At 40.4% G+C, this 14,612-nt stretch carries 12 protein-coding genes and 2 tRNA genes; 13 read left to right on the plus strand and 1 reads right to left on the minus strand.

Going from position 1 to position 14,612, the window contains the following annotated elements:
- Nucleotide 1: 1 nt before the first annotated feature.
- From PHV44_02450 to PHV44_02465, 4 genes are read left to right on the plus strand one after another with little or no spacing between them, the layout of a single operon-like run.
- Nucleotides 2–1,489, plus strand: a complete 1,488-nt coding sequence (locus PHV44_02450; GenBank protein MDD5592145.1) for an aldehyde dehydrogenase family protein — start codon at nucleotides 2–4, stop codon at nucleotides 1,487–1,489.
- A 24-nt stretch (nucleotides 1,490–1,513) separates the two neighbouring features.
- Complete coding sequence (locus tag PHV44_02455; protein ID MDD5592146.1) at nucleotides 1,514–3,028, plus strand: AMP-binding protein; 1,515 nt, start codon at nucleotides 1,514–1,516, stop codon at nucleotides 3,026–3,028.
- The gene (gene rlmN, locus PHV44_02460; protein MDD5592147.1) at nucleotides 3,016–4,047 is read left to right on the plus strand and encodes a 23S rRNA (adenine(2503)-C(2))-methyltransferase RlmN; all 1,032 of its coding nucleotides are present in this window, start codon (nucleotides 3,016–3,018) and stop codon (nucleotides 4,045–4,047) included. The genes PHV44_02455 and rlmN overlap by 13 nt, the downstream gene beginning before the upstream one ends.
- Nucleotides 4,034–4,678: a GDSL-type esterase/lipase family protein gene (locus tag PHV44_02465; GenBank protein ID MDD5592148.1), complete on the plus strand. Its 645-nt coding sequence runs from the start codon at nucleotides 4,034–4,036 to the stop codon at nucleotides 4,676–4,678. Before rlmN ends, PHV44_02465 begins: the two co-directional genes overlap by 14 nt.
- Nucleotides 4,679–4,696: 18 nt before the next feature.
- Here the strand turns inward: PHV44_02465 and PHV44_02470 are convergent.
- A tRNA-Leu gene (locus PHV44_02470) sits at nucleotides 4,697–4,779 on the minus strand.
- Between the two features lie 62 nt (nucleotides 4,780–4,841).
- Between PHV44_02470 and PHV44_02475 the strand changes: the two genes are divergently transcribed.
- The 9 genes from PHV44_02475 (at nucleotide 4,842) to PHV44_02515 (ending at nucleotide 14,611) form a co-directional block, all read left to right on the plus strand.
- Nucleotides 4,842–4,917: transfer RNA gene (locus PHV44_02475), tRNA-Ala, on the plus strand.
- A gap of 2,167 nt (nucleotides 4,918–7,084) precedes the next feature.
- On the plus strand, nucleotides 7,085–7,282 hold the full coding sequence (locus PHV44_02480) for a helix-turn-helix transcriptional regulator (protein ID MDD5592149.1): 198 nt from the start codon (nucleotides 7,085–7,087) through the stop codon (nucleotides 7,280–7,282).
- Between the two features lie 128 nt (nucleotides 7,283–7,410).
- Entirely contained in the window at nucleotides 7,411–8,481 is a 1,071-nt protein-coding gene (locus PHV44_02485; protein ID MDD5592150.1) for a DNA adenine methylase, read from the plus strand.
- Entirely contained in the window at nucleotides 8,481–9,290 is an 810-nt protein-coding gene (locus PHV44_02490; GenBank protein ID MDD5592151.1) for a site-specific DNA-methyltransferase, read from the plus strand. Before PHV44_02485 ends, PHV44_02490 begins: the two co-directional genes overlap by 1 nt.
- Before the next feature lie 4 nt (nucleotides 9,291–9,294).
- A complete protein-coding gene (locus tag PHV44_02495) occupies nucleotides 9,295–10,224 on the plus strand; it encodes a hypothetical protein (protein MDD5592152.1) in 930 nt (309 codons plus the stop codon).
- On the plus strand, nucleotides 10,225–10,716 hold the full coding sequence (locus PHV44_02500; protein MDD5592153.1) for a hypothetical protein: 492 nt from the start codon (nucleotides 10,225–10,227) through the stop codon (nucleotides 10,714–10,716).
- Between the two features lie 64 nt (nucleotides 10,717–10,780).
- Nucleotides 10,781–12,211 carry a DUF2130 domain-containing protein gene (locus tag PHV44_02505; protein MDD5592154.1) on the plus strand — a complete coding sequence of 477 codons (1,431 nt, stop codon included), beginning with the start codon at nucleotides 10,781–10,783 and terminating at the stop codon, nucleotides 12,209–12,211.
- A 71-nt stretch (nucleotides 12,212–12,282) separates the two neighbouring features.
- Complete coding sequence (locus PHV44_02510) at nucleotides 12,283–13,236, plus strand: hypothetical protein (GenBank protein ID MDD5592155.1); 954 nt, start codon at nucleotides 12,283–12,285, stop codon at nucleotides 13,234–13,236.
- 532 nt (nucleotides 13,237–13,768) lie between these two features.
- Nucleotides 13,769–14,611, plus strand: a complete 843-nt coding sequence (locus PHV44_02515; GenBank protein ID MDD5592156.1) for a deoxyribonuclease IV — start codon at nucleotides 13,769–13,771, stop codon at nucleotides 14,609–14,611.
- The last annotated feature ends 1 nt before the right edge of the window (nucleotide 14,612 follow it).

Raw genomic sequence — 14,612 nt, forward strand, 5'->3', positions numbered from 1 at the left:
TATGACACATCCATATTCTTTATTCATTAACGGCGAATTTATTGATTCTCGGGAGCAACGGAAGATAATCAATCCTTCTACGGGAGAGGTTATAGCTAGCGTTAGCGTTGCTAATGAGAAGGATGTAGATTCGGCAATCAATAGCGCGCGTACAGCTTTTGATACAGGGCCATGGCCAAAGTTCTCTCTTAAAGAGCGCAAAGAATTTCTTCTAAAAATATCCAAAGGCATTTTGGATAAGGCTGGAGATTTAGCCAGGTTAGAATCTTTGAATACAGGTAAGCCCATAAAAGAATCGACTTTTATGGATATACCATCAAGCGCTAAAACCTTCGAACATTTCGCGCATAATTTAGAAGGATATTTAAAAGATGAACCGCGGGAGATAGCGCAAGATGCGCAAGGTAAACTTTTACGCGAGCCGCAAGGCGTTGTAGTATTAATTGTGCCCTGGAATTATCCTTTATTGATTGCTTCCTGGAAGTTAGCCGTTGCTTTAGCCGCAGGTAATGCCGTAATTTTAAAACCTTCCAGTTTAACGCCTTTAACAGCATTAGAATTAGCGAAAATTATCCAGGATGCGGGGTTACCTAAAGGAGTAGTGAATATTATTCATGGCGCAGGCGACAAATTAGGCGAGGCGCTCTGCGCGGATAAGTGCGTAGATATGGTTTCTTTTACCGGCAGTAATGCCGTCGGCAGACAAATCCTCGGATACTGCGCAAAGCAGGTAAAGAAGTTAATCATGGAGTTAGGCGGTAAGTCCGCCAGTATAGTTTTAAAAGACGCGGATTTAGAATCAGCAGTAAACGGTTCTTTATGTTCCATATTTTTGAATCAGGGCCAGATGTGCACCGCCATGTCGCGTATCTTCGTTGAAGATGATATTTATGATAAATTTATCGCTGACTTTGTGGCCAAGGCAAAACGGATTAAATTAGGCGATAGCCTGGATTACGAAACCCAGATGGGGCCTTTGATTTCCGAAAACCAGCGGAAAAAAGTCCTGGATTTTATCCGTAAGGCCAAGTCAGAAGGCGCGCAAGTCCTCTGTGGCGGAGAAATTTCCGATGAGCCGCGCCTGAAGAAGGGCTTTTTCTTTCCCGCTACGGCATTAACCGGAGTAAAGCCCGCAATGTCTATTTTTCAGGAAGAAGTCTTTGGGCCGGTTGCGTGCGTAGATAAATTTTCTACTTTAGAGGAAGCAGTGGCTTTAGCCAATAACAGCGATTTTGGTTTGGCAGGTTCAATTTGGACTAAGGATGAGGCACGAGCCAAAGATTTATCCGGTAAAATCAACGCCGGCATTATCTGGATTAACACCTACGGGATGTTTCATAATGAAATGCCTTACGGCGGATTTAAACAGAGCGGATTTGGTAAGGAGCTGGGAAGAGAAGGCTTCTTAGAGTATACGCGGTTAAAGAGTATTATTACTGATAAGGCCAAAGAGGCCAAACCCCTGTTAAATTACTGGTATAGCTTTTAGGTTTTTGGCATTATTTTTTTAACTATGCAGGTAGCCCGACTTTTAGAAAAACAGGCAGAAAAATTTTTAGATAAACCCGCCATAATCTGCAAAGACCAATCTATCAGTTTTACCCAATTAAAAGATATTTCTTTTAAATTTGCCAATAGCCTTACGGACTTAGGCGTAAAAAAAGGCGATAAAATCGCCATCTACCTGCCTAACGGGCTGGAATATGTTTACAGCTATTTAGCCAGCTGGTCTATCGGCGCTACTTGCGTGCCTTTAGATTTTATGCTGACAGGGGATGAGCTTATCTCCTGCATGTGCCATGCGGGAGTAAAAATCCTTATCGCCAAAAGTAAACCCGGCATTTCCTTTTCTGTTTTAAAAGAGAAATGCCCTGCCTTAGAAAAAATTATCATTTGCCACGAGAAGATCCCGCCATTTTTCTCCTTTGAGGAATTAGCACAGGAAGGCAAAAGCACTAACCTTCAAGTCCAAATCGATGATAAAGAATACGCGGTTATTTTTTATACTTCAGGGACAACCGGCAAGCCCAAAGGCGTGCTGATTAATTATCAACAGCTGGATGCGCCGCCGATGGCAATAAAATATTTCGTAAATAATGATATCTATGACCGTGACACGATAATATGCCCTCTTCCCTTGTCTCACCTCGCAGGCATTATCTCTATCCAGGCGAACCTTGCCTTCGGCGTCAGTGTTGTTCTGATGGAACGCTTCAGCCCTTTAGAGTTTTTAAAGAATATCGAAAGGCACAAGGTGAACTGGTTCTGGCTTGTCCCTTCCATGTATTATGCAATTTTGCAAATAAAAGAATTTGATACCTTTGATTTATCAAGTCTACGCTGGATAGTGCTCTTTGGGGCGCCCAGCTCAATTGATACCGTACGTAGGTTTCATCAGCGCTGCCCGCGCACTCTTTTTTATCACGGATGGGGCCTGACGGAAACCAATGCCCCTACTACCGTTATTCCCACCGGCTCGCAGAAGTTAGAAAGCGTAGGAAAGCCGGCGCCCTGGATAGAAATCAAGATATTGGATGAGAATGATAAACCAATGCCGGCAAATCAGGTCGGCGAGATTGCAGTGCAGGGCTGGACAGTTACCGACGGTTATTATAAGGAACCGGAGTTGACTAAACAGGCTATACGCCATAACTGGTTTCATACCGGAGATTTAGGCAGGATTGATGATGCAGGAGACCTTTATATTGTAGGCAGGATTAAAGAGATGATTAAGGTAGGCGGCGAGATTGTTTTTGAACCGGAAATTGAAGCAGCCTTACATAAGCATAGCGAGGTAGCGGAGGCAGCGGCAATCGGGGTAGCGGATAAATTAAGGGGCGAGGTCCCCAAGGCCTTTGTCGTCTTAAAAGCAGGCAGCTCCTTAAGCGAGGAGGACCTGCGTTATTTCCTGCGTCAGCATCTGGCACACTTTAAAATCCCCCATTATTTTGAATTCAAAACATCCCTTCCTAAAAACCGCCTCGGTAAGATTGATAAAGAATCTTTAAGAAAAGCATGCGGGATATAAAGGACCTAAGCTTAAGCGGACTGGAAGCTAAATTAAAGAACTGGGAAGAGCCTGCTTTTCACGCCCGGCAGATTTTTTCCTGGATATATAAAAAGGGAGCTGCGGATTTTAGCCGGATGAGCGATTTGCCCGCAGATTTAAGAAAAAAGCTGCAGGATAATTTTTATCTTTTTGGCTTAAAGTTAACTAAAAAATTAGAATCGAAAGACGGGACGGAAAAATTTCTTTTTGCGCTGAAGGATAAAAATTTTATCGAGGCAGTAGCCATACCCGAGAAGAACAGAATGACCGGCTGCCTTTCTACGCAGGCCGGCTGCAGGTTCGCCTGCCGTTTTTGCGCCAGCGGTCTGGGGGGTTTTCAAAAGAACCTATCCTGCGGCCAGATGCTGGAAGAGGCCTTATACCTGAAAAATCATTCCCGATATAAAAAACTCACTCACCTGGTATTTATGGGCACGGGTGAACCCCTAGATAATTATGAAAACGTGATTAAGGCTATCCGCATTATAAATTCCCCAGATGCCTTGGGTATAGGCGCACGCCGGATTACTATCTCTACCTGCGGCATCATCCCAGGCATTAAAAGATTAGCTCAGGAGGGGCTGCAGGTAGAATTATCTGTTTCCCTGCACGCTGCGGACGATAAAACGCGGTCAGAAGTTATGCCTATAAATAAGAAATACCCCCTTAAAGAACTCATTACCGCCTGCCGCGGCTATATCCAGAAGACTAACCGCCAAATCACCTTTGAGTATATTTTAATGCAGGGCATAAATTCTGGCTTGCAGAACGCCCGGAATTTAATTAAAATATTAAAGGGTTTAGGGTTAGTAAAGGTTAATCTGATCCCGGCTAACCCGATACGGGAATTAAAGGTTACTCCTCCCGCAGAGGGAGAAATCCGTTTTTTCCGGGATTATCTGGTAAAAGGCGGTTTACAGGTTACCTTACGCCGGGAGCGCGGAGAAGATATCGAGGCATCTTGTGGGCAATTAAGATTAAGACATGCTCAGAAATAAAATTCTGGTTATTGGGTTATTGGGTTATTGCATTATAGCCTTATGCGCCTGCGCCAAGAAAGAAATCAAGAACATAGATTCTCAAGGCGTAAATATCATTTGTTTCGGAGACAGCATTACCTTTGGATACGGCGCGCAAAGCGGAGAAGATTATCCTACGGCAATGGCTAAGTTAACCGTAATCCCGGTATTGAATATGGGTATAGACGGAGATACCTCTGTTGAGGCTTTAAAGCGCTTGAATTCCGACGTGTTAACCCGGCAACCGCTGGTAGCGATTATTGAATTCGGAGGGAATGACTTCTTAAGGAAGATACCTCAGGAAACCACCATAGTTAACGTCAGGGAAATGGTAGAAAAAATCCAGGCAGTAGGCGCTATGGTAGCAGTAGTAGATATCAGCACCGGGCCTTTTCTTGCCGAGTACCGCAAAGGGTTTTCTAAGATATGCAAAGAAAAAGGCGCCATCTTTATCCCCGGCGCCTTAAGCGGTATTATTACCAACCCGCGCTTAAAGAGCGATTTTATCCATCCTAATTGCGACGGATACAAGCTCATCGCCCAGCGCATCTACAAAGCCGTAAGGCCTTATCTGAGTCAGAATAGCCTATTAAGGCAGGCGCAAAAATAATAAATCCCAAAAATTAAATGCCGGAGAAGGGACTTGAACCCCCATGAGGTTGCCCTCGGCAGCTTTTGAGGCTGCTGCGTCTGCCATTCCGCCACTCCGGCAATATTTAGTTGACGCAAGCTATTTTATATTCTAAAATAGCACAGGTCAACAGAATAATTATGGGGCTGTAGCTCAGCTGGGAGAGCACTTGCATGGCATGCAAGGGGTCGAGGGTTCAAATCCCTCCAGCTCCACCAAGAGTGATAGGGTGCTGCTTCAAGGAGAGGACGGAAGGTACCTTCCGTCGAAAAATTGAGGCGGCGCTCTTTTAAAATACAGTTCGAACCAATCTTTTTCAGAAATTCTTTCTGGGATTCTAAATTTCCCCCTCGAATCGCATAACTTCCCTCATTCAAGGTAGTTACAAAGCGCCTGGCCTGTTCGAACCTATTATTACCCTCATCTGCAAAATCTCCCGCTTTTTCCTGTAAATCTTTCTTTAAGCACACTAATTCATTCTTCTTAAGGTTATATTCTTCAAGAGACAGGGAGCCTTGTAGGTAGAGGTCTATAAGCTTGCTTATCTTTGCGTCTATTTCGTTAATCTTAGCCTTGAGATTTTGCAGATGAGTATGTGATGATTGGCTGAAGCGTTCCTTATCTTTTTCAAGTTCCCTTAAAATATTCTCCAGCCAATCATCACGTAAAGAAACTTTTTGAATGTATTCCTGTATCTGATGCGCCAGCGCTTCCTCACGCACAAACTTTTGACTTGTGCCTTTGCAGGGAGTGAGTTTTCTGGTGCAGTGGTAATAATGATGGCCTTTCTGGATTTCTGCCGTAACCGTTGCACCGCAAACCCCGCAACGCATTAGTCCCTTAAAGACAAAATACTTTGTGTTTTTGCTTTGCGGTTTGCCGCGCTGGCGCATCACTATTTGCACTCGGTCAAAAAGTTTCTTGGTAATAATGGGTTCATGCTTACCCTCAAAGTGTTCGCCCCAATAAGAGAGGAGTCCATAGTAGAAAGGATTAGTGAGTATCTGCTGGCACTTGCTTATTCTCAACTTATTTCCCATCTGGGTGGCAAAGCCGAGGGCGTTAATAGTATCGGTTAATCGCTCTAAGGTGTAGTTACCTGTTGCATATAACTCAAACATCTTTCTAAGTAATGGAGCCTTATTCTTATCTACTACAACTGTCCTTGTCTTAGTATCGTTCAAATAGCCGACTGGCGCGGGACCGGAATAGATACCGTTTCTGATCTTCTGCCTAATGCCTCGCTTAATATTCTCTGAAAGGTTATCCACATAGTATTTGCTTTGGCCAAAGGCAATAGAGAGCATAAACTTGCCTTGAGCGGTGTTATCAAAACGGTAAGTGGGAAATTTTAAGTCCTTAATAACTTCCTTATCAACCAAATAGATTATTTTCCCGCCATCCATAGAATTCCGCGCCAGTCGGTCAGGATGCCAAGAAAGTATGCCCTCGGCTTTGCCATGTTCAAGTAGAGAGATCATCTCATTGAATATAGGCCGGCCAGGCGCTTTAGCTGTTCGGGATTCGATAAACTCCCGGACAATCTCTAATCTTTCCTTCTTAGCGTACTCTAGCGTTTCAGTAATCTGAGCTTGAATAGAAAGAATTTGTCGGTCTTCTTCATCAGTGGACTTACGGGCATAGAGAAAGTAACGCATAAAAACCTCCTTGTAGGGGAAATTTAGAATCCAGCCATTTAATTTTGAGCTTCCGATTGCTCAAAATTAAATGACAAAAAGATTGGTGAAACTTGTCCTTGGCGAAGCCAAGGAGAACTGTATTTTAAAAGAGCGCCGCCTCAATTTTTCGACGGAAGGTACCTTCCGTCCTCTCCTTGAAGCAGCACCCTATCACTCTTGGTGGTGCGTATTGGAGAAAGTTAGAACCTGCCTCCAACACTCGCAGTTAAAATAATTTTAATCTATGTCAATGCTCCGCGCGCGGAGCGCGCTTCCGTATCTCCCGTGCACCGTTCGGCTTTGCTGGGGCAAAGCCTCACTTGGCGTTCGCTTGGCCGCTCACTTCTTGCTAATTTTTAAGCGTGTTCGGCTCGTCTTGCGGCTGGCGGCTGGGTGCGGGCAGCCGCCAGCCACTTGCGTCCAAATCAATTAGTTTATAAGAACGTTTTGTCCGCCTCCCGCCTTCAACACTCTAAAATACAGCTACGAGGCGGGATGCAAAGCCTCTCCCAAACAATGCTTGAGAAACGCAAGCAAAATTTTGGTGCGGGCAAAATTTTGCCAAAAGAAAACCGATATTTCAAGGAATGGAAATGCTATGAATTTGATTGCTATGTTGATTAAAAGTGTTAAAATAAGGCATAACAATAGTGTTTATAAAGTAGTAATATCATAGTAGCTATAATGTAGCATATTGTCAAGCAAAATGTTCGATAAAAGATTAAAACAATTAAGAAAGAAAGCTGGCTGGTCTCAGCAGAGATTAGCAGAAAAGGCCGGTTTATCTTATAACGTTATAACTAAGATCGAGCAAGGAGCAGCTAAGAATCCAAATATTCAAACTATGATTAAACTCGCTAATGCTTTTCAGATTAGCTTAGATGATCTTGTGGGCAGAAAGTAATTGACAAAAGTAAATTTCTATGGTAAGGTATATCCACAATCAGGTAAAAGTGGTATGTTCGAAGGGGGAACTGCCACGTTAAAATAATTAAAACCTTCGCTCAAAAGCGAAGGTTTTTTGTTTATACTATGCGCTATTACGGTTGTAAAAACAGACTTTTGGATTTTCTTGAAGAAGGAGTTGCAAAAACTGGCATTAACCATGGGTCCAGTTTTTGCGACTTATTCAGCGGGACTACTGTTGTCGCGCAGCATTTCAAAAGAAAAGGGTTTACTGTTTTTACAAATGATATTATGGAATTTTCATATGCTATTGCTAGAACATATATCAAAAATAATCAATATCCATTTTTTAAAGGTTTAAAAGGCCAAGTTATTGGAGTTAATGGTTGTAGAGAAAATATTATAAGAGTAATCGAGCACCTAAATAGCCTTCCGCCATCAAAAGGCTTTATCTACAATAATTATTGTCCCTCCGGTTCAAAAAATGGACCACATCAAAGGCAATATTTTTCTGATGAAAATGGTAAGAAAATAGATGCGATTCGTTCTGTAATTCAAGTTTGGAAAGAAGCAGAACTAATAAGCCTTGATGAATTTTATATTCTTTTATCTTCCTTGTTAGAAGCTGTGCCTTTTGTAGCAAATATTTCCGGTAATTATGCGGCTTTTTTGAAGTGTTGGGATCCCAGGGCGTTGAAGCCTTTAAAATTAAGAGTGCCTGTAATACCGCCGAGCAAAAGAAAAAATAAAGTGTTTAAAGGCGATGCTAATGAACTGATAAAAAAATTGTCGTGTGATATCCTTTATATGGATCCACCGTATAATGAAAGGCAGTATGCCCCAAATTATTTTATGCTCGAACTAATCGCTGAAGGTTGGTTTAACGGCGATAAGCCTCAAATATATGGAAAAACTGGCATGAGGCCATATGAGAATCAGAAGTCTTCATATTGCCAAAAGGTGAATGTCAAAATTACTTTTAAGGATTTAATAGAAAATGCCGATACTAAATATATGCTTCTAAGCTATAACGATGAAGGGTTAATGAACGAAGAGGAAATAGTTGATGTTTTGTCATCCAGAGGAAGAGTAAGGATTCTTGAGCGAGATCATCGCAGGTATAAAAGCATAAATCAGGCTGAAACGGATAGGCGCATAGTCAAAGAAAAGTTATATTTTGTTAAGGTGGCGAGATAATGGCAGAAAAGTTGAATAAATTAAACGGTGGAACCTGGCTCCAATACTCTTTCAGTATTTGGCGAGATGTCCAAAAAAACCAGGAAGAATGGAAATTAAAGCATCCCGCCATGTTCCCGATAAAACTGGCAGAACGCTTAATTGAGATATACACAAATAAACCGAATCAAATAGTTCTAGACCCATTTATGGGTAGCGGTAGCGTAATGATTGCTGCTCAAGCTATGAAAATGAAAGGTGTTGGTTTTGAGATAAACAAGGAATATTGCGGCATGGCTAAAAAGAGGTTAGAAGAAACATACAAAAGCATGTTTAGTGAAGACAATTCTACAATTTACTGTGACTCGTCTTTAAATATTAAAAAATACTTGGCGTCTGATTTCGTGGATTTAACGGTTACTTCACCGCCCTATTGGGATATCCTAAATCGTAAAAGGACAGCAGACAAAAAAGAGATTCAAAATTATAGTGATTCTAAAGACGATTTCGGGAATATTCCAAGCTATGAAGATTTCTTAGCTTCATTACAAAAAGTTTTTAAGGAAGTCTATGATGTTACAAAGCCAAAGCGTTTTTGTATAGTAGTTGTGATGGATATTAGAAAAAATTCTACATTGTATCAGTTGCATTCGGATTTAACTAGGAAAATGGAAGAAATAGGTTTTTGTTTAAATGATATTATTATTTGGGATAGACAAAAAGAATATAACAATATGCGTCCACTTGGATATCCGTATTCTTTTATCGTAAATAAAGTGCACGAATATATATTGATTTTTAAGAAACCAGACATCCAAAAGGAGAAATAAAACAATGTCGACATTTTTAGACCCGGATATGGCTTATCTGCTAGGTTTAATTGTTGGAAGAGGAACGATGAGAGAGGTAAGCGGTATGAGGCAGCTGGTTATTGATTATCCGTTTCGGAGCTTGGAAGCAAAAGGGATCAAGAAATCATTTGATACCAAGGACAAGATATTATTAAGTTTAGATGATACTATAAATCGCCTTGGAGAATTAACAGAAGTTACACCAAAGAAGGTACAATTAAAAAATTCCGTAAGCATAATCATTGAATCAACCAAAAATTCTTTGCTTTGGCGCAATATTAATAAATTGCTCCAAGGAAAAACAAGTTTTAGGGAAATGGAAGTACCGGAAATTATCTTTGGAGCAGAAGAAGAAATAAAAAAAGAGTTCCTTAGAGGTATCGCTGATGTGACTGGCTCTATTGGTACTGGTGGGCGAGATCAAGCTGGTAGGCACAGGGTTTATATCTCGATTTTAAACGAAAACTGGAAATTACCGGTACAAATTTGTAACCTGCTCCAGAGTGAACCGTTAATAATACCTGTGAATACTATAGACTGGGGCCATCCTAACATTCGAAATGGCCATGCCAAGGAATACCATGAAGGGCGAGAGCAAGCTTGGGCTAGAGAGCACCAATTAAAGGTTTACGCTGAATATTTTGAGCCAGTGGGTTTCAGGATTATTCATAAAAATGAAATTCTGAAAGAATTAGCAGAATATAATAAATTATATTTCTCCGGTAGAAAAGCAAAGCTGTGCATGCCCGAAAGAAAGAGGCAGAGGCAAAGAGGTATTCACCCCGAAGAAAATTCTGATAAATTACCGCGAGAGTTGAAGGGTAAGCATTGCGATACTTATTGGCAGGTTTGTTTGGAGCTTGGCTGTAAACAATCCGACAAAGAGAAAACTCTTTTTCAAGAAAAGGAATAAATGTATTCATCAGAAAAGGAATTATACCCAGAGATAATAAAATGGCTCGAAAAGTATCTTGAAGGTAAGTATCCTAAAGCCGAAATAAAAGCTTACGATACTTCCCGGCAAGATTTATCAGAGTTTCTGAGGCACCATAAACTACATTCATTTTTTCCTGAGTTCGAAACATATGTTATTAAAATTGATATCACTGCTTCTATAAAACATAAAGATAAGTGCGATTTAGCTTTTGTCGAATGTAAGCTAAATTCCATCAATCTAAATGACATATCTCAGCTATTAGGTTACTCAAGGGTTGTTAGGCCTAGGCATTCCTTTATTATCTCTCCAAATACTATTAGCGCTCCCGTTAGTACCTTAATAAAAATATTTAAACGATATGATATTTTAGATTACGCGACGGGCGCTCGAATTAGAATCGCCCAGTGGAATAAAATAACTCAAGGAATAGATATTTCGACCTTATTGCCACCGGGTGAGCATTTATAAATTTCTAAGGATGCTTATTTTGGAAATGTTCCAATAACCGGAAACGGCCCGAAGGATTTAAGTCATGGAACAACAAACAGAATTACAAGAGCTAAAACCTTGCCCTTCATGCGGAACTATGCTGCCGTATGACAAATGGCTTAAGGTAGTAGGTGTTTATGAAGAACAGCAAAAACACAGGAAACAGCTCGAGCAAGAACTTTCTAAAGCAAAAGAGCAAAGCCAAAAACTTAAAGAGGAATACAAAAACGTCAGAGAAAAAGAGAAACAATTAAAAAATCAATACTTGCAAAAAATAAAAGACAGTCGAGCACAAGTTAAAGAAACACAAGGGAGATTAAAAAACAAAGAGCGTCTCTTAAAATCAGAACTTAAACAGAAATTTAACTTGCGAGAAGAAAAACTCCAATCTAGATTTGAAAAAGATAAACAAACAGCATTAAATCGGATCAGAAAAGAAGGGATAAGAATTGGCTCAGAAAAAGAGAAAATAAAAGCAGAAAAACTTAAAAATGATATAGAGAAATTAAAAAAAGAACAAGTAGATGCTAAGGCAAAACTTAAAGAGAAATTTCAGAAAGAGCAAGAAAGAATTAAGCGTAAATTAGAAAGAGAAAAACATAAAGAACAGAAGCAGATTCGTCAAGATGGCATAAAGACGGGAATGGATAAACAAAGAGCGAGGACAGAGAAGGTAAGCCAAATGGCTGAGAAATATCGAAAAGCAAGAGATGAAGCAATTGAGAAAGCTAAGCAGCTTGAGGAAATGATAAAAAAAGGCACAACGCCACAGATAGAGGGTCTTGATTTTGAGCATGAGTTAGCTAATCAACTCAAACAGAAATTTCCAGAAGATGAAATAAAACCAACGGGACGAAAAGGTGATATTATTCAGACAGTGCAAGCGGAAAGCAAGAAGATCGGGAAGATTATTTATGAGTGTAAAAAGACCAAAGAATTTCAGAATCAATTCATAGAACAAATTCGACGCGATAAAGCTAGAGTAATTGCAGACCATGGGATAATCGTTACTTGGGCTACCAAAGAAGACAGGCGGGGTTTTTGGGTCGAAGGCGATATAATTATAGTTCATCCCTATGGAGTTTTGGATATGGCAACATTCCTTCGAGAAACATTACTACAGATGTATGCGCTTAAATTATCAAAGTCAGAATTTGAAACTAAAGGTAAGGCCATACTTGAATTTATGCAATCCGAAGAATTTAGGACCCGAATTCAAGATTCTATTACGAAAAGTAAAGAAGCCTATGATATTTTGAAAAAGGAAGTCAAAACACATATGAATACTTGGAAAAAGAGATTCAAAATATACGAGGGAATCCATAGAAATACTAGCATTATTCAGAATACGGTTCGTTACGTGTTGCTTCACGGTAAAATTCCGGAGAAACTTCCTGAGGCAAAAGAACTCCCAGCTTTACCTCTATCAATGGAAACAACAGGAAATAAGTCCAGGCCTATTTTAGAGACATAAATGTCGATTTTCATTTTTTCTTTATAGCGGGAACTTGCTTTAAAGATAATTTCTCAATTCTTTTCATTCATATGAAGGATTTATTTGGAAATCAGAAAGATAAAAATCAGCTTATTAATCTTAATCTATTTTGCGATGAAGCTGAATCTCAAGGTTGGCTGTATCTAGGGATTCTGATAATTCCAGTGGCAAGGGAAAATGAATTCATTCAAGATTTGCTAAACTGTCGTTGTGGTAATCCTGCTAAGAATACAATTTGGGGTGAATGCGTAGACATTTGTAGACATCATGCTAAGAATAATACGCATATTCATTTTAAAGATATTCACAAGGCAAAGGACAAGTTTTTTATCGCCAAAAAATGGATAGAATATTTACTGTCAGATCGAGAAATAATTCATTTTTACATATTAGGCTTAGATATCAATAAAATAGACCTATCTCAATTCGGAGAACGGAAACAACGCAGTAATATTTACAATAGATTCTTTAGAACAGCGATTTTAAAATCAGTTAAGTCGTACTTCCATAAATGGGATACCATTGTAATAGATAATATTTATCACGATAATAATCGATCGTTAGAAACACATAAACATTTTCCTTGGCATCCGATATTCTTTATATCAAGCAACGATGAAAAAATTACAATAAAAGCAAAGAATGTTACTTTTATTGATTCCGATCATAGATTATCGGGGAGTCAATATTCTCACCTTATTCAATTTATGGATTTGGTATTAGGATGTGTGCATAATTGTTTGCATCACACTTCAAAAGATAATGATAAGGAGATAATTGCTTTACAATCTTTAAAGCTAATACAGCGGATTATTGATAAGCCAAATAATCGCAACAGCCAATATAACTATGTGGGTAGACAAAAAATAGAATTTTTTCCAAAGTATGATTTGAGGAATCTAAATGAAAGTGAACTGGAGTGTGAAAACAAAAGGATGGGAGCATTTTATACAGGAAGACATATTAAGATAAAGGATAGAAACCAGATTACGCTTTTTAATTAATTGCTTATAATTTGTGGTAAAATAAAGCTTTCCATTCCTTGAAATATCGGTTTTCTTTTGGCAAAATTTTGCCCGCACCAAAATTTTGCTTGCGTTTCTCAAGCATTGTTTGGGAGAGGCTTTGCATCCCGCCTCGTAGCTGTATTTTAGAGTGTTGAAGGCGGGAGGCGGACAACCGTTCTTATAAACAAAGTTGATTTGGACGCAAGCGGCTTTTGGCTGGGTGGCGGCAGCCAAAAGCCGCAGCAAAGCCGACCACGCATTGCATTAGCAAGAAGCCCCGCCCCAGCGGGGCGCCCAGCGAGGCTTCTGCCCACAGAAGCCGAGCGGTGAAAAGGGAAATACGGGAGCGCGCTCCGCGCGCGGAGCATTGACATAGATTAAAATTATTTTAACTGCGAGTGTTGGAGGCAGGTTCTAACTTTCTCCAATACGCACCACCAAAAATTTCAGGGCGGCTCTTAGCCGCCCTTTGTTTTTCCTAGTATGCCCCTTGACGCTAAATTCTAAATAGAGTATAATTTAAGGCATCATGCTGCTAGGAATGCAGGTTTCTACTGAGGGGAAGGTTTACGAGGCACTGGAACGGGCGCATAAATTAGGCTGCAACACCATGCAGATATTCGCGCGCAATCCCCAGCAGTGGCGCCAGGATTTTTTAGAACCCAAAGATATTGAGGAATTCCGGCAGAGGCAGGAAAGATTTAAGATTTCTCCGCTTTTTCTCCATATCTCTTATTTGATTAATCTGGCCTCGCCCAATCCCAGGCTCTATAATGCCTCTATCGAAGCCTACATCGAGGATATCCTGGAGGCGCAGGTCTTAGGTGCTGATTATATTGTCACGCATATGGGTAGCCACAAGGAGACTACAGAAGAAGAAGGTTTGGCGAGATTCATCGAAGCCTTAGACAGGATATTACAGAAATCCCAAAGTACTAAGGTTGGCGTATTGCTGGAGAATACCGCAGGTTCTGGATCGTGGCTCGGTTATAAGTTCAGCCACCATAAAGAAATTATCCAGTGTTTAAAACATAAAGAGCGCGTCGGCCTTTGCTTGGATACCGCGCACGCGTATCTGGCCGGTTATGATATTGCTACTAAAGAGGGCTTGGAAGGCGTCCTCGATGAAATAGATGAAATGGTTGGCCTGAATCGGCTCAAGGTTATACATCTTAACGACGCCAAAGACAAGCTGGGCTCTAAACATGACCGGCACGAACACATCGGAAAAGGAAAGATAGGCTTAGAAGGCATGAAACGGATTATTAATCACCCTAGATTAAGGGATCTACCTTTTATCTTAGAGACCCCTAAGAAGAGCGATGAAGACGACAGCATGAATTTAAATACTGTCAGAAAACTCAGGCAATAAA

The organism is Candidatus Omnitrophota bacterium (assembly GCA_028717245.1).
Taxonomy (GTDB): domain Bacteria; phylum Omnitrophota; class Gorgyraeia; order Gygaellales; family Profunditerraquicolaceae; genus JAGUYA01.